Source organism: Pedobacter frigoris, from assembly GCF_005116445.1.
Lineage (GTDB): Bacteria > Bacteroidota > Bacteroidia > Sphingobacteriales > Sphingobacteriaceae > Pedobacter > Pedobacter frigoris.
Genome location: NZ_SWBQ01000001.1, coordinates 13,833 through 39,918 on the forward strand (window position 1 = coordinate 13,833; position 26,086 = coordinate 39,918).

25 protein-coding genes are annotated in these 26,086 nt (G+C 41.1%); 18 read left to right on the plus strand and 7 right to left on the minus strand.

The features are described from left to right. Window positions 1-75 precede the first annotated feature (75 nt). Genes FA047_RS00045 through FA047_RS00065 form a run of 5 tightly spaced genes read left to right on the plus strand, consistent with a single transcriptional unit; the run spans window position 76 to window position 5,495 of the window. The gene (locus FA047_RS00045; RefSeq protein WP_136833950.1) at window positions 76-1,386 is read left to right on the plus strand and encodes an alpha-L-fucosidase; all 1,311 of its coding nucleotides are present in this window, start codon (window positions 76-78) and stop codon (window positions 1,384-1,386) included. 13 nt (window positions 1,387-1,399) lie between these two features. Then, the gene (locus FA047_RS00050) at window positions 1,400-2,623 is read left to right on the plus strand and encodes an enolase C-terminal domain-like protein (RefSeq protein ID WP_136833951.1); all 1,224 of its coding nucleotides are present in this window, start codon (window positions 1,400-1,402) and stop codon (window positions 2,621-2,623) included. Between the two features lie 11 nt (window positions 2,624-2,634). Next, window positions 2,635-3,402, plus strand: a complete 768-nt coding sequence (locus tag FA047_RS00055) for an SDR family NAD(P)-dependent oxidoreductase (RefSeq protein WP_136833952.1) — start codon at window positions 2,635-2,637, stop codon at window positions 3,400-3,402. Window positions 3,403-3,421: 19 nt separating this feature from the next. Then, window positions 3,422-5,065 carry a sodium:solute symporter gene (locus FA047_RS00060; protein WP_136833953.1) on the plus strand — a complete coding sequence of 548 codons (1,644 nt, stop codon included), beginning with the start codon at window positions 3,422-3,424 and terminating at the stop codon, window positions 5,063-5,065. A 16-nt stretch (window positions 5,066-5,081) separates the two neighbouring features. Continuing rightward, entirely contained in the window at window positions 5,082-5,495 is a 414-nt protein-coding gene (locus FA047_RS00065; protein ID WP_136833954.1) for an L-rhamnose mutarotase, read from the plus strand. Here FA047_RS00065 and FA047_RS00070 read toward each other — a convergent pair. After that, on the minus strand, window positions 5,490-7,502 hold the full coding sequence (locus tag FA047_RS00070) for a tetratricopeptide repeat-containing sensor histidine kinase (RefSeq protein WP_169304284.1): 2,013 nt from the start codon (window positions 7,500-7,502) through the stop codon (window positions 5,490-5,492). The genes FA047_RS00065 and FA047_RS00070 overlap by 6 nt on opposite strands. A 231-nt stretch (window positions 7,503-7,733) precedes the next feature. After that, window positions 7,734-8,600, minus strand: a complete 867-nt coding sequence (locus tag FA047_RS00075; RefSeq protein ID WP_136833956.1) for an AraC family transcriptional regulator — start codon at window positions 8,598-8,600, stop codon at window positions 7,734-7,736. Between the two features lie 169 nt (window positions 8,601-8,769). On the opposite strand from FA047_RS00075, the gene FA047_RS00080 reads away from it, so the two are divergent. The 5 genes from FA047_RS00080 (at window position 8,770) to FA047_RS00100 (ending at window position 13,801) form a co-directional block, all read left to right on the plus strand. After that, window positions 8,770-9,213 (plus strand): RraA family protein, encoded by a 444-nt coding sequence (locus tag FA047_RS00080; RefSeq protein ID WP_136833957.1) that lies wholly within the window; start codon window positions 8,770-8,772, stop codon window positions 9,211-9,213. 307 nt (window positions 9,214-9,520) lie between these two features. Further along, the gene (locus FA047_RS00085; protein ID WP_136833958.1) at window positions 9,521-10,687 is read left to right on the plus strand and encodes a mandelate racemase/muconate lactonizing enzyme family protein; all 1,167 of its coding nucleotides are present in this window, start codon (window positions 9,521-9,523) and stop codon (window positions 10,685-10,687) included. 20 nt (window positions 10,688-10,707) lie between these two features. Then, the gene (locus FA047_RS00090) at window positions 10,708-11,505 is read left to right on the plus strand and encodes an SDR family NAD(P)-dependent oxidoreductase (RefSeq protein WP_136833959.1); all 798 of its coding nucleotides are present in this window, start codon (window positions 10,708-10,710) and stop codon (window positions 11,503-11,505) included. 189 nt (window positions 11,506-11,694) lie between these two features. After that, window positions 11,695-12,462, plus strand: coding sequence for a hypothetical protein (locus tag FA047_RS00095; RefSeq protein ID WP_136833960.1), 768 nt, complete (start codon window positions 11,695-11,697; stop codon window positions 12,460-12,462). Window positions 12,463-12,601: 139 nt separating this feature from the next. After that, a complete protein-coding gene (locus FA047_RS00100) occupies window positions 12,602-13,801 on the plus strand; it encodes an ATP-binding protein (RefSeq protein WP_136833961.1) in 1,200 nt (399 codons plus the stop codon). Between the two features lie 57 nt (window positions 13,802-13,858). Here the strand turns inward: FA047_RS00100 and FA047_RS00105 are convergent, their stop codons facing one another. Beyond that, entirely contained in the window at window positions 13,859-14,344 is a 486-nt protein-coding gene (locus tag FA047_RS00105; protein ID WP_136833962.1) for a hypothetical protein, read from the minus strand. Window positions 14,345-14,377: 33 nt separating this feature from the next. Next, window positions 14,378-14,815 (minus strand): hypothetical protein, encoded by a 438-nt coding sequence (locus FA047_RS00110; RefSeq protein WP_136833963.1) that lies wholly within the window; start codon window positions 14,813-14,815, stop codon window positions 14,378-14,380. 632 nt (window positions 14,816-15,447) lie between these two features. Between FA047_RS00110 and FA047_RS00115 the strand changes: the two genes are divergently transcribed. After that, the gene (locus FA047_RS00115; RefSeq protein ID WP_169304285.1) at window positions 15,448-15,990 is read left to right on the plus strand and encodes a hypothetical protein; all 543 of its coding nucleotides are present in this window, start codon (window positions 15,448-15,450) and stop codon (window positions 15,988-15,990) included. Between the two features lie 47 nt (window positions 15,991-16,037). Here the strand turns inward: FA047_RS00115 and FA047_RS00120 are convergent, their stop codons facing one another. From FA047_RS00120 to FA047_RS00130, 3 genes are all read right to left on the minus strand, one after another. Next, window positions 16,038-16,838, minus strand: coding sequence for a Fic family protein (locus tag FA047_RS00120; RefSeq protein ID WP_136833965.1), 801 nt, complete (start codon window positions 16,836-16,838; stop codon window positions 16,038-16,040). Further along, complete coding sequence (locus FA047_RS00125; protein WP_136833966.1) at window positions 16,835-17,077, minus strand: hypothetical protein; 243 nt, start codon at window positions 17,075-17,077, stop codon at window positions 16,835-16,837. The genes FA047_RS00120 and FA047_RS00125 overlap by 4 nt, the downstream gene beginning before the upstream one ends. Before the next feature lie 696 nt (window positions 17,078-17,773). Then, complete coding sequence (locus tag FA047_RS00130) at window positions 17,774-18,586, minus strand: alpha/beta hydrolase family protein (RefSeq protein WP_136833967.1); 813 nt, start codon at window positions 18,584-18,586, stop codon at window positions 17,774-17,776. Between the two features lie 171 nt (window positions 18,587-18,757). Between FA047_RS00130 and hemA the strand changes: the two genes are divergently transcribed. From hemA to FA047_RS00165, 7 genes are read left to right on the plus strand one after another with little or no spacing between them, the layout of a single operon-like run. Then, on the plus strand, window positions 18,758-19,984 hold the full coding sequence (hemA, locus tag FA047_RS00135) for a glutamyl-tRNA reductase (RefSeq protein ID WP_136833968.1): 1,227 nt from the start codon (window positions 18,758-18,760) through the stop codon (window positions 19,982-19,984). 24 nt (window positions 19,985-20,008) lie between these two features. Further along, window positions 20,009-21,589 carry a hydroxymethylbilane synthase gene (gene hemC / locus FA047_RS00140; RefSeq protein ID WP_136833969.1) on the plus strand — a complete coding sequence of 527 codons (1,581 nt, stop codon included), beginning with the start codon at window positions 20,009-20,011 and terminating at the stop codon, window positions 21,587-21,589. Between the two features lie 9 nt (window positions 21,590-21,598). Beyond that, complete coding sequence (hemB, locus tag FA047_RS00145) at window positions 21,599-22,567, plus strand: porphobilinogen synthase (protein WP_136833970.1); 969 nt, start codon at window positions 21,599-21,601, stop codon at window positions 22,565-22,567. 3 nt (window positions 22,568-22,570) lie between these two features. After that, a complete protein-coding gene (gene hemL / locus FA047_RS00150; RefSeq protein WP_136833971.1) occupies window positions 22,571-23,944 on the plus strand; it encodes a glutamate-1-semialdehyde 2,1-aminomutase in 1,374 nt (457 codons plus the stop codon). Window positions 23,945-23,981: 37 nt separating this feature from the next. Then, window positions 23,982-24,848, plus strand: a complete 867-nt coding sequence (locus FA047_RS00155) for a sensor histidine kinase (RefSeq protein ID WP_136833972.1) — start codon at window positions 23,982-23,984, stop codon at window positions 24,846-24,848. A gap of 2 nt (window positions 24,849-24,850) precedes the next feature. After that, the gene (locus tag FA047_RS00160; protein WP_108203296.1) at window positions 24,851-25,555 is read left to right on the plus strand and encodes a response regulator transcription factor; all 705 of its coding nucleotides are present in this window, start codon (window positions 24,851-24,853) and stop codon (window positions 25,553-25,555) included. Beyond that, the gene (locus FA047_RS00165) at window positions 25,555-26,070 is read left to right on the plus strand and encodes a hypothetical protein (protein ID WP_136833973.1); all 516 of its coding nucleotides are present in this window, start codon (window positions 25,555-25,557) and stop codon (window positions 26,068-26,070) included. The genes FA047_RS00160 and FA047_RS00165 overlap by 1 nt, the downstream gene beginning before the upstream one ends. Window positions 26,071-26,086 lie beyond the last annotated feature (16 nt).

The window sequence follows — 26,086 nt, forward strand, 5'->3', positions numbered from 1 at the left end:
CACTACAATAGAGAAATAGTTTATTGCAGGATTGCTGATGCGATCCTACTTTTGGTTTAACTTAACACTAACCAAATGAAACTTTTCTTTAATTTACTGGTAATTGTCCTTTTGGCTGGCCAGGCACAGGCCCAGGCGCCTTTAGTTGACTCTTCAATAAAAACCCCGAAAGCCGTAATGGATGATTTTATGGATCAGCGGTTTGGGATGTTTATCCATTGGGGACCTGTAGCACTCCGTGGTACAGAGATTGGATGGAGCAGGAGCACCACTGTGCCGGCTGAGGAATACGACAATCTTTATAAAGAATTTAATCCTGTTTTGTTTAAAGCCGATGAGTGGGTAAAAACAGCAAAAGATGCAGGGATGAAGTACTTGACCATCACTGCGAAGCACCATGATGGCTTCTGTCTTTGGCCGACTGCAGTTTCGGACTACAACATTATGAATACACCTTTTAAAAAGGATGTGGTGGGCGAACTGGCCAAAGCCTGTAAAAAGTATGGCATCAAGTTTTGTGTTTATTTTACCGTTCTTGACTGGCGTGATCCCAATTATCCTGTCCCTGTTTCGGGGGCTAAGGAGATGAGGACTGACGCCGATATGAACAAGTTTGTGAAGACGATGAAGGATGAGTTGACGGAGATCGTAAAGCGCTACCACCCTTATATGCTTTGGTTTGATGGAAACTGGGAAAGTCCCTGGAAAAACGAATATGGGGTAGATATCTACAAGATGCTCAAAAAGCTGGATCCTAATGTGATCATCAATAATCGCCTGGGTGCCAATAACGAACATCCAAAGCTTTCTCCTGCTATATTGGGTGATTATGCGACACCGGAACAAAAGATTGGGGAACTCAATATGAAGGATCCATGGGAAACCTGTATGACCATTTGCAATCAATGGGCCTGGAAACCGAATGATAAAATGAAAACCCTGAAACAATGTATTCAAACTCTTGCGAAGACTTCGGGAGGTAATGGAAACCTATTGTTTAATGTAGGTCCGATGCTGGATGGACGCATAGAAGCACGCCAGGTAGCACGCTTAAAGGAAATGGGTGACTGGCTTAAAATATATGGAGAAAGCATTTATGGTACCAAAGGAGGTCCTTTTAAACCCAATGAAGTTTTTGCCGCAACCAGAAAGGGAAACAGACTTTACATTCATGTTTTTGAAAGAAAGTCGCCAACGCTTGCATTACCTGCTTTAAAAGATGTAAAGGTAAATAGTGCAGGCTTTGTTAAAGGAGGTAAAGTGGATTTTGATCAGGATGCAAACGGTGTCGTTACCCTGCAGTTACCACAAGTTCTTCCTGACGAAAACGATGCTGTAATTGTATTGGAATTGAATACCAATGCAGAAAATTTACCAGTAATTTAATACCCAATAACAGATGATTAAAAAGATTCAGATCAGGGATGCCAGATTCCCGCTGGCGCCGGGGGCAGGAAGTGATGCTATCCACCGTGATCCCATATATTCTTATGCCGTAACCAGCTTGATTGATGACAGTGGTTTAGTCGGAACAGGCTTTGCTTTTACTTTAGGAGAAGGTAATGATCTGGTATGTAAGGCAGCGGAGTTTTATGCTGAACAATTAAAGGGAAGAGATATAGAGGAATTGATGTCTGATTTCGGAGCAGTATTTCATGCGCTGAGCAATGAACAACAGTTCCGCTGGCTGGGCCCCCACAAAGGGGTAGTACATCTCGCACTTGCATCAGTAACCAATGCCTGCTATGACCTTTGGGCGAAAAAAAGAGGATTGCCACTTTGGAAATTACTTACTGAATTGTCGCCGCAGGAAATCCTGAACACGCTGGATTTATCCTACCTTGAAGATGAATTGACTGCAGAACAAGCACTTCAGCTATTAACCGATAATCAAACAGGAAAGGAAGACAGGCAGAAAATTACAACTGTCGGGTATCCCGGTTATGATACTTCCATAGGATGGTTTAATTATTCTGATGAGAAGGTGAGAGAGAATTGTAAGAAAGCTATCGCAGAAGGATTTACTGCAATGAAGTTGAAAGTTGGAAGTGCCGATCCTCAAAGAGATATACGACGTGCGCATATCGTTCGCGAGGTTGCAGCTGATGCAGTGAAGGTAATGTTGGATGCCAACCAGCAGTGGACACTTCCACAGGCACTTAAAATATGCAAGGAACTACAGGGAATGAACCCCTACTGGATAGAGGAACCTACACATCCTGATGATATTCTGGCGCACAAAACATTGGCAGATGCGATAGCACCTACCAAGCTGGCACTGGGAGAGCATGTGCCGAACCGTATTATTTTTAAAAATTACCTGCAAACTGGATCGGCAGGCTTTATTCAGGCTGATGCCGTGAGGGTGGGCGGAGTAAGTGAGTTTATTACGATCAGCCTGCTTTGCCGGAAGTATAATGTACCGGTTGTGCCACATGTAGGGGATATGGGGCAGTTGCACCAGCATCTGGTGTTGTTCAATCATATCAGTATGGGGCATGAAGCTTTATTCCTGGAACACATACCACATTTACAAAAGCATTTTGTAAACCCTGTTAGGGTTGAAGGGGCCGTCTATAAAACGCCGATGGAACCTGGAAGCAGTTGTGATTTGAAAGATTAATACAGTTGGATATGCAATTATTAGAAAATCAGGTTATTTTCCTTACGGGCGGTTCGATGGGGATTGGTTTGGAATGTGCAAAAGCTTATGCCAGGGCTGGTGCCAGTGTCGTTATAGCGGCGTCTTCGGGCGATCCGGAAGTCGTGGCCGCAACGCTGGGCGAACAACACCTTGGGATTTTATGTGACGTATCGAATGCTGCTCAGGTTGCTAAAGCGATTAGCCGGACACTGATTAAGTATGGTAAAATAAATGCCATCCATAACAATGCGGGTATTGCCAGCCCGTCTAAACCGCTACATGAAACCAGTGATGAAGAATGGGACCAATTGATGAATGTGAATTTGAAAAGTGTGCTTTATACCAGCAGGTTCGGTTTTGAAGCCCTGAAAAAAAGTAAAGGCTGTATTTTGAACACCAGTAGTCTTGTCGGTGAAATAGGGCAGGAAAATCATGCTGCTTATACCGCAACGAAAGGCGGTATGAATGCACTGACGAAATCTATGGCGCTGGATTATGCACCACATCACATCCGCGTAAATGCGGTGTTGCCAGCAGGTGTATGGACCCCATTATTGAAACAATGGAACGAGGAACAAGCCGATCCTCAGTCTATGGAGAAGTACCTGGATGATATACACCCACTTGGATATTGTCCGAAAGGTGATGTAATTGCAGATGCCTGTGTTTTTCTGATCTCGGATAAAGCCAGGTTTATCACAGGAACCATCTTGCCGGTAAGCGGAGGCGCGGAATTGGGCTACAAGGCAGCAAAATAGAAAGATTAAAAATTTTAAGATGTTAAAATCCCTCGACTTAAGCATTAGTATTTTATATATTCTCGGCATCCTGGCAGTAGGCCTTTGGGCCGGTATCAGTCATAGGCGTAAAAATAAGTTGAATGAAGCAGGAGAATACTTTCTTGCTGGTAAGACTTTAAAATGGCCTGCTATTGGACTGGCATTATTCGCGACCAATATCTCTACGGTACATCTGGTGAGTCTGGCGCAAAGCGGATTTGACAGCGGACTGTTAAATGGCAATTTTGAGTGGATGGCAGCATTTACGCTCATCTTATTGTCGCTGTTTTTTGTCCCCTTCTACATCAAATCTGGCGTGGCAACGTTACCGGACTTTCTTGAAAAGCGATACGATAGAGCGAGTCGTGACTGGCTTGCCATCATTTCAGTGATTTCGGCCATTATCATCCACATCGCTTTCTCCATGTTGGCTGGCGGTATCGTACTCAAGACCTTGTTTGGGCTGAACATGTATGTCAGCGTTATCGTAATCTGTATCATTACGGCTATTTATACCATTATTGGAGGGTTGAAAGCTGTGGTGGTAACAGAGTCCATCCAGACTGTCGTTTTGCTGACGGGTGCATTTATCATCAGCTATGCTGCCTTTAATAAGATGGGAGGCTGGGATTCCATGACAGATGTATTGAAGCAAAATGGCGAGATGGATAAGCTTTCAATGCTGCGTCCACATGGCGACAGCAGTGGAATGCCCTGGTATACCATATTTTTAGGATACCCGATTTTGGGCATCTGGTACTGGTGTGCGGATCAAACTATTGTACAGCGCGTTTTGGGAGCAAAAGATGAAAATCATGCAAGGGTGGGTCCGTTGTTTTGCGGCTTCATCAAGATCCTTCCGGTATTTATCTTTGTGTTACCGGGTCTGTTTGCATATACGCTGACCAAATCCGGACACCTTGATGTAAGCAGTCTGGGGCTGGATGCTGCGGGCAATGTGAATTCAAAAGGCATTTATACTTTGATGATCACCCAGCTTTTGCCTTCAGGCCTGGTAGGGGTATTGGTAGCCGCACTATTGTCTGGTTTGATGAGCCAGGTCTCCGGCGCGCTGAATTCTATCTCAACAATGGTGAGTTATGATATGTACCAGCGTTACCGTCCTGAAGCATCCGATAAACAATTGATCCGCATTGGAAAGATTGCGGCTGCTATTGCTCTTGTGTTTTCATTGGGACTACTGCCGTTGCTGAACCAGTATGAGAGTATATTCAGCGGAATCAATGACATCATCGCTCATATTGCTCCGCCAATTACCTGTGTATTCCTGCTGGGGGTATTTTGGAAAGGAGCTTCTGCGGAATCAGCAAAGCTGACTTTGTGGATTGGTTCGGTACTTGGCGTGGTAGTTTTTGCTATTAATAAGCTGGTTCCGGATAGTATGATTGGCCATATTCCCTTTATGATGATGGCATTTTACCTGTTTTGTGCATGTGTAATCATGCAAGTCTCGTTGTCCTATGTTTATCCGGTAAAGCATACTGCAGAAAGTGAGGGTTTATACTGGAAAAGCCCATGGGAACCGCTTCAGGGACAATCGTGGAAAGGTATAGGTAATTACAAGTTATTGTCAGTCGTTTTACTGGCGGTGATGGGTGTGTTGTATTATATATTCAGATAAAAATAATTTTATAGAGATGAAAAATAACCTTATTGCCTTATTTATTACAGTGGTTTTGTTGGCATCCTGCAAGAGCGAAGTTAAGCCCGAGAATGTAAAGCGGTTTGGTTCCGTAACAGGTCTGAAAGCCGAGAAGTTAGCATATTATAAAAAACTGCATGCCAACGCCTGGCCTGAAGTACTTAAAAAAATTAAGGAATGTAACATCGGAAATTATTCCATCTACCTTCAGAAAATAGGCGGAGAGTATTACCTGTTTAGCTATTTTGAATATACGGGGACAGACTTTGATGCCGACATGAAACAGATGGCTGATGATCCCAATACCCAACGCTGGTGGAAGGAAACAGACCCTTGTCAGAAACCATTGCCTGAAACGGCGGCAAAAAATGAAATCTGGACCAATATGGAGGAAGTGTTCCATTTATAAGGGCAGCTCGACATAAAAAGTGACCCCCTTATCTGTGTTGTTTTCAAACCATATTTTTCCGCCATGCGCATTTACGATTTGAGTTGAAATGGAGAGTCCGAGTCCGAAGGTTTGTTCACCAGCAGTTCCTTTACGCTGGGCTTCGGAAAATTGGTTAAATATTTTGTTCTTGATTTCGTCAGGGATACCTATTCCCTGATCTTTAACTGAAATAATTGCATTATTCTCTTTTTTGATGAGACTGATCTGAATGGTTGTATTGTTGGGGCTGAATTTAATCGCGTTTGTGATGAGGTTACTCATTACCCTCCATAATTTTTCACTGTTGATGGGTACGAGAAGCTGCTCCGTTTGAATTGTAATTTGCTGGTTTTTACCTTCAGCCTTTAGTTTGAGCTGTTCGACACAATAACCAAGCATTTTATCAAGCTCTTCAGGTTCTTTTTCTAACTGTTCAGGAGATTGTGTTGGCTGAAGCATTTCAGATACTAAATTGAGACAATCTTTTGATGAACGCTTTACCATATCCAGTAGCTCCTTGTCCTCATCAGACAGTACTGACTTTTGAAGCATCAGTGAGGCCACCATTTTGATTGCCCCAATCGGAGTGCGAAGATCGTGTGCTACAATTTTCATCATGCGTGCATTCTCTGCCTGACTTTGTTCAAGTATAGCAAGGGTAAGGTGCATCTGCTCATTTTGGTCTGTGATTCTTTTGTTGAGCGCTGTGAGTTTTTCAACGTTGCTATGAGAACGTTTTAAGTTGGCCCGTGCAGTAAACATGAGGCTTACTGCCAGAATAATGAAAACTATTGCAGCAATCAGATAAAAGGTTTTGAGCTGATTATCCCTGTTCATCAGGTTCAATTTGTGCTGCTGTTCAGAATGTTTAAAGGCGGCGTCAATATCGACATTCTTTAGTCCGCTGATCTCAGTATTTAAAGAATCACTGATTGCACTGTATTTTAACAAGTACTGATAGGCATTTTGAGGATCATTTCTTTTATTAAAATACCGGCTTTTTAAGTCGTATATATACTTTAACATATAACTATTTTCATTGTTGAAGCCTTCTCTTGATGAAACATTCAGTTCCAATTCGTTGATCATACTATTGGCTTCATCTAAACGATTAAGATCCAGATATAAATTTGCAAGCTTTAATTTGGCCGTTTGAGCATCTTCTACTGCATACCCTGGCTGATCATTGATTTTAATACTGGCCTTTAAATATTTTTCAGCTTCCGCGTAGTGATGCAGCTGCGCATATAGTCCCCCGAGGTTACCATAAATGACCCCTTTGGATGTTTCTATAAAGACTATCTTTTCAGGGAACGGCTTCGAACGCTTATCGATAAATTCGCTTGCTTTTAGGTAGTAGTGTAAAGCACTGTCTGGTTTATCCGCTTTTTCAAAGCTCAATGCGATATTGTTATAAATAGACTGCGGAACGGCAAATTGCTCGGCGAAATCACTACCGGTACAATGGCTGTTTTCATGAAGCGCTTTTTTAAAATAGGGTATTGCATTCAGGTATTCCTCCTGGGCATAACGGATCAGGCCAAGCCGGTTGCTGAAGTTGGTGAAAAGGCAGGTGTCCAGGTTTTTTTCTGCAAATTCTAATCCTTTATAGTAATTTTCAAAAGCCTCATCAAAACTTTTTCTGGCTCTCAACACATCTCCTTTGGCAAACATAGTTTGGGCATAACAATTTTTGTGAGCAGACTCGTTGCCTTTTAACACCGTAAACATACTGTCTGTATAGCGATTTGCCTTTTCAGGAATGATCTGGTAATTGAGGTAAAAATTGCTTTTGAAATTGTATTTTTTCCAAAGATCAATTGGGCCGGGATTCTGTAATTTGTTATAGGCAGAGTCAAGATGAGAGAGCGCATCATTAATTCTTCCTGTATTCAGCAAGGTGTTTGCCCGGTCAATTATGCTGTCCGTCACAGATGTATGATCCGGAGTCTGTGTGCGGTAATGCTGACAGCCTGTCAACAACATGCAAGTTAGACAAGAAAGAAGTATAAGACGGCCAATCATTTTGTAATTCAGGTATGGGAGCATAAGGGACGTTTTGAGCACGCGCCTCTAAGTTAGTGATTTAGGTTAAATATTAATTTATTAAATCTACTTAGTTGGTCAATTAAGAAAAATTATTCTTTAAGAATAATTTTTCTTAATCTTTCATCAAAATGCTTGACCCTACAGGGGTTATATTAAAACGAAATTGCGTTAAAGCCTTAGGCTCTTTTTGAAATCAGAGGGATTAAGTTTTGTATATTCTTTAAAATTCCGGTTAAAATTGGTCAGATTATTAAATCCGCTCTGAAAGCAAATCTGTGAAATCGACAAATGATCATTATAGAGTAGCTTGCAGGCATATCCGATTCTTACTTCATTTACAAATTGTGTAAAGGTTTTTTGAGTACGACCTTTAAAATATTTACAGAAAGAAGCAATGGTCATATTCGCAAGTGCGGCAGCATCTTTTAGTGTAATGTCTTCCGTAAAATTATCCATAATGAAATTGTAGATCTTGTTGATGCGTTGTACATCTTTCAGGTTATGGTGATTGGTGTAGCCGACACTGGAAAGACATTCATATTCATTGGTTTCAGAAAGCAGATCCAAAATGCTGAGCAAGTGGATGATTTTTTTCAACCCGGAATCCAGCAGCAGTTCTTTGAGGATTTTTGCCACTTTACGATGAGCATCCCCATAAACCCTGATACCTCTGTTGATGTCTTTTAGCAGTTCAGCTACTTTTGCAGTTTCATTTGAATTCAAGAAACTATCGTTAAGCCAGTCTAATCTGAAATGTGCTACTATCGCCTTTACTTCCCGTTCACTATCCTGTGCATAATACTCTTTATCATTATACATTACATGAGGAAGGTTTGGACCCATCAATATGAGATCACCTTCGGTAAAATTTTCTATACTATCCCCAACTATTCTTCTTCCATTGCTTTTTACGATGAGTACCATTTCGTACTCTTTGTGGAAATGGAGGGGATTATTCAGGCTTTTTACATTTACTTCCTTGACAAAGATGGCTTGCTGCAAAGCCGTATTTGTTTCTATTAGTAGTGGCTGCATGTCTTAAATTTGCAAAAATATTTTCTAATAATCAAGTTTTAGGACAATATGCTGTTGGTGTTGGACAATAAAGGTTAAGTTTTCACCTTTTATTGGCGATAACTTTAAAATCTCTAACCAGGAGAGAATTTTAAACTTTACACGATGAACTCAATTCACATACCCAGCAATGAAGACGATGACAGTTTCGGGACTGGATATAGACGAATCCATGTACTTAGAAAATAAACCATTTGGTCTGATGCTGGAAGCCTTGGATGATCTAAAGAAAAATGAGGTTTATATCTGTGCGGGCACCTCACCTTCATATGCTTTGTGGGGTGAATTGATGAGCGTCAGAGCAAAAAAACTGGGCGCTGCCGGTGCAGTCGTTAATGGTTATCACAGAGACACGAAGGGTATTCTGGACATGGGTTTTTCCACTTTTTCATTGGGAAGTTATGCGAAGGACCAGGCGCCAAGAGGAAAGGTCGTTGACTTCAGGTCATCAATAGAAATAAACGGGGTTATTGTGAATTCCGGAGATTATGTAATAGGGGATAGAGATGGTGTTTGTATTGTGCCGTTTGATGTATCCACCGAGGTGTTCAACGTACACGAACGGCGACGGTAATTTAACCTATACTTTCTTTGCCAGCGGCGATACCAGGCATTGCGGAGCTGGTTGCAAGACGAAAAAATACAATTATTGGTAGCAGATTACAGCAATAGTGGTTCAGAACCATTTTACGGATCGCCGTTTACAGACGGACGCATTAATATTAAAGGAAAAATATTAAAAGGAAGTGTATCTTTCAGATTTCAATAAATAACGAAATTGAAACAATACCCGGATCCTATCGTTGAGGAAAAGATTGGTGACCAATTTACACCTGAACCCTTAATGATAAAAAAGAATTTATGAAACAAACGTTAAACAGATGAAAATTACAGATGTAAAAGTTTGGCTGGTAGAGGGAGTTAAGTACAACTGGACCCTATTGAAGATCTATACCGATACTGGTCATACCGGGGTAGGCGAAGCTACAAACTGGCCCGGTAGCCCTATAGTTTATCATGCTGCAAAACATGTCGGTGAAAGAATTATAGGTCTGGATCCGATGAAAACTGATTTCATATGGACTAAACTATACAGGGATTTAAACTGGATGGGGCCGCATGGTGCCAGTCTTTGTGCCATTAGCGGTATAGACATGGCCCTGCTTGATCTGAAAGCGAAAGTTTTAGGTGTGCCTTGTTATGAACTATTGGGTGGTGCATTCCGAAAAGATATTTTGCTGTATGCGAACTATTGGTTTACAGGAGGCGGACATAATGAACAGGATTATGCTGCCCAGGCCTTAAAGGTTAAGGAAGCTGGTTTCACAGGTTTAAAATTCGATCCATTCGCACATACCAATTATCTGTATGGAGAGGATCTTTCTTCAAATCTTACCCTTACTGCTGCACAGCAGGATCTGGCATTTAATGTGAGTAAAGCAGTTCGTGAAGCTGTGGGCCCTGATTTTGACATTATGATTGAAACCCATGCCATGCTGAACTATCGTGTTGCTGTGAAGATGGCCCAACGACTATCTGCACTGGATATCACCTGGTACGAAGAACCGGCTGGGCCTGAAAGTGCTGATAACCTGCGGGCGATGCGCGAGCGCATACCATCTAATGTGTCCATTTGTGTAGGTGAGCGGCACTATACCAGACATGGCATCAGACCTGTTCTGGAAAAGAATATCTGCGACATCATGATGCCGGACATCACACGTTGTGGTGGCCCTTCTGAAATGAAGCGTATGGCCACCATGATGGAGGCCTACAATGTTTTGCTGGCTCCCCATAATCCAAACGGACCACTTTCTACGCTGGCTTCAGCCCAGGTATGTGCTTCAGTGCCAAACTTTTTTAGACAGGAGTTTATGTTTAACGATGTGCCCTGGAGAGATACTGTCATCACGCACCCGATTGCAGATATGGTAAAAGACGGACATTTACAGTTGTCGGACCGCCCCGGACTTGGCGTAGACCTGGTGGAAGAAGAAATGGAGAAACATCCCGGAATTTTAGAACCCAGACCTGGATTTTATGTTTAATCTATTCGTAGATTCGTGATATGTCGTTGGAAATTAATTTAGATGGAAAAGTAGCACTCGTTACAGGTGTCACTTCCGGTATCGGTCTGGGCATAGCACGAATGCTGGCAAAAGCTGGAGCTGTAGTAGTTGGCTGTGCAGAACATGAAACTGATAGTGCTGAAGCTAGAGGTTTTATTGCTGCTGTCGAGGCTGAACATGGAAAAGCCATATACCTGAAGGCTGACCTTACAGATCCCAAAGCGCCGGAGCATTTGGTAAAATCGGTAGCAGAAATATCCGGCGGCCACATCGATATCCTTGTATCCAATGCTGGCCGTAATTTTTTTGAAGGAGCATTGGCTTGTTCGGAAGAGCAATGGCAGGAAAACCTGGACTTAAATCTTTCTGCGCATTGGCGACTCGCTAAGCACTGCAAGCCCTATCTCGAAAAAGATAATGGCGTGATCATCATTATGACTTCCAATCATGCTTATGCATCAATTCCCGGATGCTTTCCTTATAACGTCGCTAAAACGGCCCTGACTGGTCTGGTTAGAAGTCTGGCCATTGAATGGGGACCGGCAATCCGAATCGTCGGAATAGCTCCCGGTTTTATTGATACACCGGGTAACCAGCCATGGTTTGATTCCTTTGAAGATTCCGAACAGGAGAGAAAAAGAACTGTTGACCTTCATCCCGTAAAAAAACTGGGTACCGTTGAAGAAATTGGTGGCTGGTGTGCGTTCCTGGCAAGTGAGTATGCAAGCTTTGCTTCAGGTACCACCTACCTGATAGATGGAGGCAGAAGTGCGCTGATGCAGGATAACAGTCAATAAAACGAGGGTTGTTGCAGTCGGATTGTTATTTCATATGTTTACCGAATGGCAGGATTGTATGTGGCATTAAAAGAGTCGTTAAAAGCAATATCCGTAATTGGGCAAACTTCCTCTTATTTTATAATTGAGTGTTAGGTGGTGGCGAAAAACATTAAATCTCTAAATTGCAACAGTAATCTATATACGAGTATGAAGTTGAAAACAAATCTGATCCTATTACTGCTGATATTTCAAACTGCAATTGGTATCGCACAAACCACGAATGTGATTGTACGTGCCAAGGCGAAGGATGCAAAATTTCTACCTGCAACACTTGGTGTGCACGTCACGATAAAAAACAACATGACCGGGGAGGTGATGGCAAAGGGTATGGCGACAGGCGGATCGGGCAATACTGAACTCATCATGGCGGATGCGATTAGCCGTGGGCAGCAACTTGCTGACGAAGGTACATCTAAGTTTATGGCTACGCTGGAATTAACGGAACCCACTTTTGTAGATGTAGAAGTATATGCGTCTACCAACCGCAGAAATGGAACTAAGAAAGTGACTACACAGGTTTGGCTAATCCCTGGAAAGCACATTGTTGGAGATGGAATAGTTGTAGAGATCCCTGGCTTCATTGTAGACATACTTTCACCCACTACTCAACAATACACCAGATTGTCAACCATTGCCGATGGAAAAATGTTGTTAAAAGCAAGTATAACTATGGCTTGTGGTTGTGTAATATCAAAAGGAGGCACTTGGAATTCAGATGATTTTACGATAAACGCGATCATCAAGCGAAATGGTACGAAAGTAACCGAGGTGCCACTCAAATTTACCGGAGTATGGAACAATTTTGAAGTTATTCTGCCTGTCAATGAAAAAGGAGATTATGAAGTTCATGTGTACGCATATGACCCTAAAACGGGTAATACAGGGCTTGATAAAATCAATTTCACTATTTTTTGATGGGATACGCATAATTTTCCATGATTGCGGAACCGAGCAATTTACAACAATAACCAATTCAAATTTTCGAGATATAAACATAAATTGACTTGACTTCAAGTCAATTTATGTTTATATTTGACTTGAAGTCAAGTCAAATATGGAAGATTTAATAGGATATCAGCAAAATTTATTGGTACATACCCAAGGTAATTTTTTTCGGTATTTGCACACGGAAGTTCCCTGGGATCAACGTATGATTGCAATAAAGGGGCTACGGGGTGCAGGTAAAACCACGATGATCCTGCAGCATATTAAGTATTTTTCGGAAGATGGTGATAAAAGTCTCTATGTAACAGCTGATCACCCCTGGTTTTATACACATACGCTTTTGGATCTTGCAGACCAGTGGTACAAATCGGGGGGAAGGATATTGTACATTGATGAGGTGCACAAGTATTTAAACTGGTCAAGAGAACTAAAGAATATTTACGACGGCTATCCCTCGATGAAAGTTGTATTTACCGCCTCATCTGCTTTGGATATTTATCGTGGCGAGTCTGATTTGAGTAGAAGGGTGCTTACTTACGAACTTGCAGGAATGTCGTTTCGTGAATATCTGGAGTTACGGTATAACATTAAACTACCCAAGCTTGGTTTGGAAGATTTATTTTCAGGTCATATGGATCAGGTTGCGAAAACATATGGAATGCTGGAAAATCCCCTTGCATTATTCAAAGAATATCTGATCAGCGGGTATCTTCCTTTTACAGAAACAAGTAAAGAGACAGAATACCTGACGAGGCTTTATCATGTGATAGATTCCTCTATTTCCTATGATCTGGCTTTTATACAAAACTATTCTGCCGCACATGCTGTAAAGATTAAAAAGCTACTTGGTGTTATTGCTGAGTCCGCGCCCTTTGAACCGAACATTTCAGGCATTGCTAAGAAACTGAATCTAGGTCGGGATACGGTGAGTAACTTTTTACAGCACCTTCAGAGTGCAAGACTTTTGAATCTGATCAACCGGCCTACACAAGGTATTGCAGCATTACAAAAGCCGGATAAAATTTATCTGGAAAACACCAATCTAAGCTATGCGCTAAATGGAAATCCGGAGCTTGGTACCATCCGGGAGACCTTCCTGTTTAGTCAATTAAAGAATGCAGGTCATCGCGTGGAACTGGCCAACAAGGGAGATTTTCTGATTAATGGCAAGCATATTGTGGAAGTCGGGGGCAGAGATAAGTCCTATAAGCAAATTGCAGGTCTGGAAAACGCTTACATCACAGCTGATGATATTGAAGTCGGTTTTGGTAATAAAATCCCGTTGTGGCTGTTCGGGTTTCTGTATTAGACACACTGTAGCTTTTGCGCACCTTGCTTGTACTTGGGGTGTGCTGTTTGGAGCAGGCTATAACTCCTGCTCCCTATCCCTGATCAACATAAAATACTCCTTACCCTTTTTCTCGATTTTCACTTCATATTCCGGCCATTCCCCGTCAAGGCTTCTGTGCATCAGTACATAAAAATCATCCTGATGGTTGTAAGGTACTACCAATTTATAACAATAAAGCCGCTTCAGTTTCTCAGGTTGACGAACATCAATGATGACTTTCTCCGGCTCACCGGTTTTAAAAGAGGAGTCATGAGGCGGTGCTAATCTCAAAGCAAGGGCATACAATTGAGGGATGGTGTAATTGCGGACGGTAATCATCTTACCACGCATAAACTCGTCTGCACTGATGCGACAGCTACTTTTATATCCGGATTTGTAGCCCGTAAAAGCATAGATGTGAGTTCTGGTTGTTCCAGGCTTAGGACAAGCCTTTTTAGCTTGTCCGTAGCAAAAATTCAGGCAAAGCGTGGCCATTACGACCATTTTAATCGTTCTGTTCATTAGATTATGTATTTAGTTATGAGGTTTAGTTTGTCATTGAATGAGTTTACTTAAGTTGAATTCTTCTGTCCGAAATTCCTCGCCGGTGTACCTATTATATCCCCTGTAATGTGCAATCCCATTTTTTGTAACGAATAACTGGTGCACGTCTAGTTTATTTACAGGCCTGGGTAGTGTGCTTTCTTCGACAGCTTCCAGGGTGATATAGATATAATCTTCATGACGTCTAAGAATCTTATCAAGCAAACTTCCGGGGAGGGTGCCAGTATAATAACCCAGTGGGGCATCCCAGTAAACCTGGCAAAAGAATTCCTTATTTGCTTTAAACTGAGAAACAGCCGCTACGCGCTCCGCCATGCGGCTTATCCAATCTGTCGTGAGGTGAATGATCGCAAAAGTAACCTCGTCCCATTTACTTGTGGTACTGGCTTTTATTAGAATATAAGGAGTTGGAACCTTAGATCTTTTCATAGCATTCTTCTGTTAGCCTGGTTTAAGCCGATATGATACAGAATCCGAAAAGTGGGCTCAGGTTGGTTGCCTGAATTTGTTTTGCCTAATGCTTATCAAACGCAAAAAGCGTGAAACCCCACTTACCGCTATAGAGGTCCTAGGAGACCTTGGGGCGAATAAGCAAGGCCCACGCTTTCAGCGTGAGCACTTGTCACTTATCCTCTCACCCCATTTGAAATTTCCTAGGTTTCTATAGCGAGATTTTTAAGTGCTAAATGCTTCAAATATTTTGAAGATTTTGCAAATGTATAATATTAGCCTATCACATACTTTTAATTTTTATCAAATATACTCAAAAGATAAAAATCAACCAAACATTTCTCTGTAATTAATATTTTGGATGATATTGCAATATTTTGGTTAAATAATCAGAATTTTAGGATATATGATGGAGGTGAGGTACAGTGGCAATGACCTACTATTTTAGACACCAGGAGGACTTTCCACTGCCTAGGGACAAATATCTGTTATTGCCGTAGGACGTGAAAGGGCACGGCCCATAGATTTTCGCCGAAGGATACAGCTGCTTTTTTTGCAATTGTAAACATGAGCTTTATAAATTCTAAAGACAAACTTTAGTTTTGCAAATATTGTACAGCTTAAGAAATCTTCCAGCACGCCGTAAAATAGACCTCATCCCAATTTACGAGTTCATCTTTGAAATGATAAAAAATGAGGAGCTGGATTGGGAGTACAGGAATATCAATGTTATGAATCTAAGGAAGTATGAATTGCCCGGGAAAGATGATGATTACCCTGAGGATCCATATGAATTTGATGAGGATGAGGACGACGACGAAGCTGTGAAGGTCCTTGCCTTGAAATCCCTGGAAGAGGAAGCATTGCAATACAGGCTAATGAAAATTCGTGAGCAGAGCGCTCATGAATACGACTATGACAAAGATGATAGTTTTTATAGTGATCATCCACAGGAATTTGAATACGATATTCGTGGCAACCGGTTACCAGTTGGTTTTTTAAGAGATGATTTAATCGTACTCGATCAGGATAGTTATGCGCATTTGAGCAGCTCACCTGAAATCGCTGAGACATTAGATGAAGAAATTCAACGTTTAAGTAAACGTAAAGTCAAAGTAAGGACAAAATCTCAGCTCTATGATGGCTCTATGTGAGTAAATACATGGGTGCAGTAAGTGAATACTATAATGGAGAAAATTTCTTAACTATTCCGTTGTGTTAAAAACTTTTTCTTTTCTTTTAGGCTCTCGATCATTCTGTCAGCCATAAAATCTAGCATAGTTCCCGGAATCTTCTCTTCTTTTGTAAAGCAATCAAAATATTCAGTTTTGTCGATCACTTTAATAAAGATCGGTGGAAATCCCTGTTGAAGTAAGATCAGGTTCATGAATATTCTTGCAAGACGACCATTACCATCGCCAAAGGGATGGATAATATTTAAAAATTGATAGTGAAAGTTTGTTGCAATAGTTAATGGGTGATGTGTTAAGCTTTTTATATTTATGCTTTTCAACGCTTCATTTGTTTCGTCAATAAGCTTAGCCATCGCTACTAGTACATCTTCTGGATTCAGATAGATGTGTTCTTTGCCGTTAGATCGGTACGTGCGATTGTCCATTATCTTATAGCTTCCAGGATTTGGGTGTATGCCGTCCGACCATTGCACAAAACTCTTCATAAGTTCTTTATGAAGCTTCTTGATATTTGCTTCGGTAATTTGTTCAGATTCATAATTTTCAAAGACAGCATCTAATACCTTTTTATGGTTTACAATATCTAAGAAATCGGAAACTGAAGCATCTTTCGGGGTGATAAAATCCTTCAATATCTGAATGGTTTGACCATAAGTAATGCTGTTTCCCTCTAATTTATTGGAACTAAATGTGAAATCGATTTTTACCTGTTCAATAAAGTCTGCATTCCATTTTTCCTGGTTTGAACTTTTCTTCTGAATTTGTCTTTGGAGGACGTTGATCTTATTCAGCTTTTTTTCGATACTCATCTTTTAAGTTCTATATCATAGTCAAAACCTTTGACTTTGAGTTTGTAGAGCCAGGATTGATACAGCTTTTTCCCAATCACAGGTTTGCCGTTTTTTACAGTTAAAGTTTCCCCAACAATAAACTGCTTGAGGTCGCGACGGTATTCCTGTCTAAGATCCGTAAGGAATATTCCTCCTTCTCTCTCTCCGATTTCAATCAAAGTCTGGATTCTTCTGGACAAAAGATCTAGTGTATTCATTCTGATTTGAGATGTAACAGTCAAATATACGAATGTTTTAGGAGAAGCAATACATTGATTAAACAGCATATATTTCATCCAGATCTTGAATGAAATAATCGTTGTTTTTATACTGCAGAGATACTTGTATTTTCAAAAAAGCAGGTAGTGTGGGTATTTCAGGCAAACTGGCCAGTGATTCCGCATTTAAACCATATCCTGGAATTAGGTGATTATTATTTGGCTTTTAATTTCTTCACTTCTTCTGCTAGTTCTAGTACATCTTTGCTTTGGTTCTTTTTACGATATCCATTTGGATATATTTTAATAGAATAAATTGGTAAACTCGACAGCGAGCTCTTCAGCTAATTTAAGGCTCCGAAAGATTCTTTTAAACTAAGCCCATACGGCTCTGAATTCAATCTTATTTTTTAAGTATTCATTACATGATGTTCTGTAAATGTGCTCGATCTGTGCTCTATTTTTCTTTTGCTATCCTTTTGCTATTGTTTTGCTTCTCTTTTGCTATCCTTTTGCTTTTAGCAAAACAAAGGCAAAAAAATAGCAATATAAAGGAAATAATAAAGTAAGGCAAAACACCTGTCCAGTACAAAGTCATCCTTAATTCAAAGGGGGAGATTAGTTAATGAAAACCGGTTGTGGAAAGAAATAATGGTCGACTTGATGAAAAGGGAAACCTGGAATTTTTTGAAGGCATTACAAAAATCGAAGGGTCTTTTCAACAACTTCCTGTAAATGTGCGGGAAGTTCGTTTGCATGATAAGGATGTGAAGCACCATAAACATGATTCGCACCTTCTATTTTCTGGATTTTGGCTTTGAGTTGCTTTTGTGCAAGTTTCTGTGCCACGCTAAAATTCACATTTACGTCGTCATCGCCATGTAGAATAAGCCAGGGGATACTAATTCTCTTAGCTGCGGCGAGGATGTTGAATTCTTCTTTGTGTTCATTAAAGTCCTCAAGAAGCGTACTATTTAATGGCATTTTTTCTTTAGTTCGTGCATTCTCTACATAGATGGTTCCGGTTTCTTTCCAATCTTCTTCCTGCTCTTTCTTCCAAAGACTGGAGAAGTCAGCTATGGCCGACCATGTAATGAGTTTTGAGATTCTGGTGTCAGTGGCTGCTTTTATGATGCTAAGCCCACCACCTCTGCTGTGTCCGATCAATATAACCGGTGATTCAAAATTCTTAGAAACGTAATCAATTAAAAGATCCAGATCATTTAATTCTTTACTAACAGTGTTTGAAGCAAAGGCCTCCATATCGGTTACATCATTGGGATTTTGTTCCGTTACGCCACTATGAGAAAGGTTAAATTTGACATAACGGTATCCATTTTCGGCAAACCATGCGGCGACTTTGTTGTGCGCACCCCAGTCTTTAAACCCCTTGAAGCCATGGACAAAAATTATAGTGCCCAGAATAGTCTGGTCACTGTCAAACGTATAATCACCAAATAAGGGTTTTTCATCAGATCCTGTAAGAGTAAATTGCGCTTTCTGTATCATAGGTCACTATATTCTTGCTATTGACGAATATAACAAATTTAGAATTGGGATGTTTGAGGTTTGTCTTATAATTTAGAGTCTTTCTAAATAGTTCTTTGTTACAGCACAATGACAGTGGATCAAGGTTCTGTTGTTACTTTTGTTTCGCTAAAAACAACAGGGTAACATATTTTGGAATATTTAAAGATCATTGCTTTTACACATAAACAGATTGACCTGAAAAGTCTGGGTAAGTTGGTGATATGTGAGCATACGTTGGACGACAGGCTGAGGAACATTCAATCAGAGCTTGGAGTTAAAGAAATATTCTATGTTGGAACGTGTAATCGTGTCGAATTTGTATTCACCTCTTCGCAGAATTTAGATAAAGATTTTATTCATCGTTTCCTGACTGTACTGGATATGGGTTTGCCTGAGCAGTACATGGAACAGTTCATTGCTAATGTATCTGCATATGAGCAAATAGAAGCCTTCAATCATTTGTTGAGAACGTCTTGTTCATTGGAAAGCCTAGTAGTAGGAGAAAAAGAAATCCTTGCCCAGATCCGTAAGGCCTACGAAGCTTGCCGTGTGGCCGGGTTTACAGGCGATTACATGAGGATGATCATGAACCGGGTAGTGAAGACAGCTAAAGAAGTATATACCCATACCAATATCTCTAAAAACCCCGTTTCGGTTGTTTCTCTGGCTTACCGAAAACTTCGTGACCTAAAAATGTGTGCTAACTCAAGGCTGCTGATCATAGGTGCAGGGGAAACCAATAAAAACATTGCTCAATACCTTAAAAAACATAAATATTCTAATTTCTCTGTTTTCAACAGAAGCGTTGAAAATGCTGAGGTTCTGGCTAAAGACCTGAATGGAAAAGCGTACCCGCTGACTGAACTGGAAAACTTTAAAGAAGGCTTTGATGTAATCATCACCTGTACAGGTGCTACAGAGCCGATCATCACAGAAGAAATCTATACCAAATTGCTAAATGGTGATACCGGTAAAAAGGTAATCGTTGATCTGGCAATTCCAAATGACACTGCGCCTGCAGTTGTTAAAAACTTCCCGTTACACTTCATAGAGGTAGAGTCTTTAAAAGAAATTGCCCGTAAAAATATTCAGGAACGCTATGATGAGCTGGTGAATGCCGAGCACATCATTGATGAAAATATCAAAGATTTTGAACTGGTATTGCGCCAGCGCAAAATAGAAATTGCCATGAGCGGGGTTCCTCAAAAAATTAAAGAAATTAAGCATACTGCTATCAATGGTGTGTTTGCCGACGAGATCAACGGTCTGGATGAACAGTCGAGACTGGTGCTGGAACGCGTGATGAATTACATGGAAAAAAAATACATCAGCGTACCAATGGTAATGGCAAAGGAGATATTGGTAAAGAATAGCTAAATTTGCGCAAAAATTAGCACTAACGTGAAAAGACTTACTATAGGTACGAGAGGTAGCGACCTGGCTTTATGGCAAGCCAACTTCATTAAAGATAAACTTGCGGAGATCGGCGTAGATGCGGATCTTAAGATCATTAAAACGCAGGGAGACAAGATTTTAAATTTACGACTGGATAAGCTGGAAGGCAAGGGTTTCTTTACTAAGGAGCTGGAGGAAGAGCTTTTGGGAGGTACTATAGATATTGCTGTACACTCACATAAAGATCTGCCAACGGTACACCCTGCAGGGCTTACTATCGCTGCGGTAACTGAGCGTGAAGATCCGGCAGAGCTGTTGCTGATTTTAAAAGATTGTGTAGACATCAGTCAAAAACTATCTTTAAAGACCGGTGCAATGGTGGGTACTTCATCAAACAGGCGTAAGGCGCAGCTATTGGCTTTAAGAACTGATCTGAATATTGAAGACTTGAGAGGGAATGTGCCGACCAGGATAGGTAAGCTTCGTGATGAAGATTATGATGCCATCATGATCGCTAAAGCCGGTGTAAACCGTTTGAATATAGATCTTTCAGAATTTCATGTTGAGGTTGTAGATCCGGTGGAAATAGTGCCTGCGCCTGCGCAAGGTGCACTTGCTATTCAAATCAGAGAAAATGATACTGACCTGTTTGAGGTGCTTCAAAAAATAAATCACCCCGAAACTGCGGAAGAAATTGCTGTTGAGCGTAAAGTACTGAACCTTTTTGAAGGCGGTTGTCATATGCCTTTGGGTTGTTATTGCAAAAAGGAAGATGGACAATACGAGGTGTGGACCTCGAAAGCGGAGACCGATGAGGATTTTCCTGACCGTGTATTTTTCCGTGTGGATAGCCTGGAAGGACTTTCTGAAAAGATCGTTGCCAAGTTTGCTGCCGATAAAAAGAAACCTGCCAAGGTGTTCATTTCAAGGGAAGTTGGGGAGCATAATTACTTTAGAAAAGCATTAGAGAAACACAATATAGAGATTGAAGACCGTTCGCTGATCCGTACTTTCCCAATCGTGAATGTACTAGATCCTTTTTACCTGAAACATATTGACTGGATCTTTTTCAGCAGCAGAAATGCCGTTGATTACTTCTTCAAGCTTAAGCCTGTTTTGCCTAAGCATGTGAAATTTGGTGTAGCCGGAAGAGGTTCAGAAGATTCGCTGAGGAGAGCTGGGCACCTTGCCGATTATGTAGGTGAAGGAGGAGATATTGAAGAAGTAGCTGAACTATTTGCTGAAGAAGTGGCTGGAAAAACAGTTTTATTTCCAAGAGCACAGGATTCTTTGCAAAGTATCCAAAAAGCTTTAAAGCCAGATACCAAGGTGATTGATCTGCCAATATATGAAACTGTAGTAGAAGACGAGATAGACCAGACTCATGCTGATGTATTGATCTTTACCAGTCCATCGAATGTAGATGCGTATTTCGCTGATAACTTATTAGATCCGGGACAGCAGGTGATTGCCATAGGCAACTCTACCGGTAAAAAGTTTGATGAGATGGGTGTGAAATACATTTTGCCATATTCTCCGGATGAGATTGGTCTGGCAGAGGCAGTTTTTGGAATTGATATGAAATAAAAATAGATTATGTTACAACGTCCGCGCAGATTAAGAAAGAATCCCATAGTGAGGGAAATGGTGGCTGAGACCAGGTTGTCTAAAGACATGTTCATATACCCGTACTTTGTAGTGCCGGGAAGCAATGTAACTCATGCTATAGAAGCAATGCCGGGTATAAGTCATTTTTCTGAAGATACACTGATCAGAGACGTTGAAAAGGGATTAAAGCTTGGTGTGAATAAGATCATGCTTTTTGGTGTGGGTGATGAGAAGAGTGAAAACGCTGCTTCTGCATACCATGATCATTCTTTGGTGCCTTCTGCAGTTCGTCTGCTAAAGAAAAACTTTGGGGATGATCTTTATGTGGTGACTGATGTTTGCGTTTGTTCATATACTACTCATGGTCACTGCGGGATCATGGAAAATGATTACGTACAGAATGACCCTACTGTAGAGGTGATAGCCAAAATGGGATTGACACATGCACAGGCCGGAGCGGATATGCTGGCGCCTTCTGATATGATGGATGGCCGGGTTGGAGCAATGAGAAGTGTTTTGGATGGTGCTGGTTTTGTAAACACAGCAATCATGAGTCATGCTACAAAATTTGCTTCTGCTTACTATGGCCCTTTTAGGGAGGCGGCAGACTGTGCACCGAGCAAGGGGGACAGGAAAGCTTATCAGATGGATTTTAGAAATCCAAATGAGGCATTGAGAGAAGCGTTGCTGGATGAGAATGAAGGAGCTGATGTGCTGATGGTAAAGCCAGGGTTGGCTTACCTGGACATTATGCAGACGCTGAAGCAAAATACAGATCTCCCCATAGCTTGCTATAATGTATCAGGGGAATATTCAATGGTAAAAGCAGCCGCTGAGAAAGGCTGGATAGATGAGCAAAAAGTGGTGATGGAAACCATGCATGCTTTTGCCCGCGCAGGAGCAAGTATAATTACTACTTATCACATCAGGGATATGGTAGAGAAAAACTGGATATAAAATATGTTAGAATCGTTAAAGAAAATGTTTTCGGGAAATGAGGGTGAGGTGCCTGTAAATACGGGTAGTAAGCCGGATATTTCCAGAGAAAAATCAGCCGAACTATATGAGAAGGCAAAAAACTATTTTCCGGGTGGGGTAAACTCTCCGGTTAGGGCCTTCAAATCGGTATATGGTACTCCTTTGTTTATTCAAAAAGGTGACGGCTGCTTTGTTTGGGATGCTGACGGAAACCAGTTCATAGACTTTTGCGGAAGCTGGGGTCCTTTGATCTTAGGGCATAACAATGCTAAAGTCAGGGAAAAGGTGACAGAGGTAATGCAGAGTGGGATGAGTTTCGGTGCACCGACTGCATTGGAAAACGAACTGGCAGAACTGATTATCAAGAACAACAAATTTGTTGAAAAAATACGTTTTACAAGTTCAGGTACTGAAGCGGTAATGTCTGCGATCAGGCTTGCCCGTGGTTATACCGGACGAGATAAGATCATCAAATTTGAGGGCTGTTATCATGGTCACTCAGATTCATTGCTGGTTAAAGCCGGTTCAGGACTGGTAACCTTCGGAGAAACCTCTTCTGCAGGTGTTCCTAAATCTTTCGCACAGGAAACGATTGTGATTCCATTAAACGATACAAAGGCTTTAGAAGCAGCTTTTGAGCAGTTTAAAGGTGAAGTCGCAGCGGTGATCATTGAGGGCATACCAGCCAATAATGGTTTGTTGATGCAGGATGCGGAATATGTGCAGTTCCTTCAAAAGATCTGTAACGACAACAAGGCATTGCTGATTTTTGATGAGGTGATCACAGGATTCAGACTTGGATTTGAAGGAGCAGCAGGACATTATGGCATTAAGCCTGACATTGTTACCTATGGTAAAATTATAGGTGGCGGATTACCTGTTGGCATGTATGGCGCTTCGGCGGAAATTATGGGGCACATCTCTCCGGATGGTGGTGTTTACCAGGCAGGTACCTTATCGGGAAATCCGGTTGCGATGGCTGCTGGCATAGCGCAACTGACTGAGTTATTACGTTCTGGTTTCTATAAGGAGCTGAATAATAAGGCTTCAGAATTTGCGGAAAGTATCCAGCGTTTTGCGACAGCAAGGAACTATAAGTTAAAGGTATTCCACGTAGGGTCAATCTTCTGGCTGGCCTTTACAGATAAAGATAAAATTCAGACTGCAGAAGATATTGACCCGGCAAGCATGGAGAAATTTAAAGTGATGCACAGGGAATTGCTGAACAGGGGAATTTACCTGGGCCCTTCAGGTTATGAAGTAGGTTTTGTCTCTGCAGCACACACTAAAATAGAGTTGGAAAAAGCCAAAAGAGCAATATTTGACAGTCTCGATATTGTTTTCAGGAATAAGTAAATAATGGGTATATTTAGAAGGTAAAGCAGATAACATCTTGAAAAAATCGATCATCATATTTTATTTTCTCTTGTTGTATTCAGTGATTCAACTGATATCATGGGGTACACTTGTAGTGAAATTGCAGCCCGCCAGGATGGCAATGGTGATGGGAGAGGGCTCGGTGTTTTTGTTTTTATTGGGCGTTGGTGCTTATTTTCTGCATAAATCAATTAAAAAGGAAGAGAAATTACGGGAACAGCAGCAGAACTTTTTATTGTCTGTGACCCATGAATTGAAATCGCCTTTAGCAGCCATTAAACTGTCTATCCAAACTATTGTAAAAAGGGATCTGGACAAAGCCAGACAAACTTCTTTGCTGAGTAACTCATTGAAGGACATTGAGCGTTTGGATGACCTGGTGGAAAACATGCTGTTGGCCACGAAAATAGAGAACAGGTCTTATTCATTTCCAAAAGAAGAATTTGACTTTTCTGAATTGGTAAGTAAGATTACTGATCGCCTGCAGATTCATTCCTGCGGCTGTGAACAGGTAATCAGCCCTAGTATAAAACCCGGAATTAAGCTCATGGGAGACCAGTTTGCGCTTTCTTCTGTGGTTACCAATCTTGTTGAAAACGCAGTGAAATATTCAGGACCTTGTGCGGAAGTTGAAGTAGAATTGCTACAAAAGGATGGACATCCTTTTTTAAAAGTAGCTGACAAGGGGCCTGGCATACCTGATGATGAAAAGATGCTGATATTCGATAAATTTTACCGCGTTGGTGATGAGAATGTCAGAAAATCAAAAGGTACGGGTTTAGGCCTGTTTATTGTTAAGGAAGTTCTACAAAGCCATGACGCTGACATCAGCGTTAGAGATAACGTACCGCATGGTGCAATTTTTGAAATAACATTTAATTGATTATGCCACAGAAATTAAGAATATTACTGGTTGAAGATGAAGACCACTTATTAGATGCAATAAAATTAAACCTTGAATTAGAAGGTTATAAAGTTCACGCTGTTAAAGATGGAAAAACTGCTTTAAAGGTTTTTAAAGAAGAGCGTTTCAACCTGATCATCCTGGATGTAATGCTTCCTGAAATGGACGGCTTCCAGGTTTGTGAAACCATCCGCTTGGAAAATACTGAGGTTCCTATCCTTTTCCTTACCGCAAAAAATACGAGCGAAGACCGTGTAATGGGTCTGAAGAAAGGAGCAGACGATTATTTAGTGAAACCATTTAACCTGGAAGAACTAATCCTTAGGGTAGGTATCCTGGTAAAACGCAGCATGAAAGCTGATGACCTGAAAGAGTTGAACTCTTATAAAATAGGTGATAAAACTATTTATTTCAATTCATTCGAACTAAAACAGGATGACGGCGTGATTGTTCCCCTGACTAAAAAGGAAACCATGCTCCTGAAATTGTTGATCGAGCGTAAGAATGAAGCCGTGTCACGTGAGCAGATCTTAGAGACAGTTTGGAATTATGACGTATATCCGTCAACCCGTACTATTGATAACTTTATCCTGACCTTCCGTAAGTATTTTGAACCAGATCAAAAAAATCCGGTTTATTTCCATTCAATCAGAGGTGTAGGTTATAAATTCACTGATATTCATTAATGTACAACGCCAAAGGCAGGTATGCACTAATGGCGCTTTTTGTAGCGGCCGCTATTGTATGCCTTTTTTATGATCAAAACCAGCTGGCAGCGTTGGGCGGACTAATGTTCGCTTTCGTGCTATGGAGTCATTTTAAACACAGTTCCATCGTGCTTGCTTCCAAGTATTTCCAAAAAGGGGATTATGACCGTACAGAACAGTTGCTGGCCGAGGTTCCAAACCCGGACAGACTGGCCCGAAACAGAAGAGGGTACTACGAATTTATGCGCGCCAATATTGCCTTGAAAAAGGAAGATTATGAGGTGGCCGAGCATCATTTTCAAATAGCCAGCCGCTTTCCCTTAGGAGGTAAAAATGACAAAGCATTTGTAATGATCCACCTGGCAAACCTGGCATTGAGAAAGAAAGACGGGGAGAGAAGCCGGGCATATATAGCGAAAGCGAAAGAACTCGCAAGTACGCCAAAAGCACAAGACATAATTAATAAAATAGAGAAAGAAGCGAACAGCTTATAAAACAATTAGATTTTAG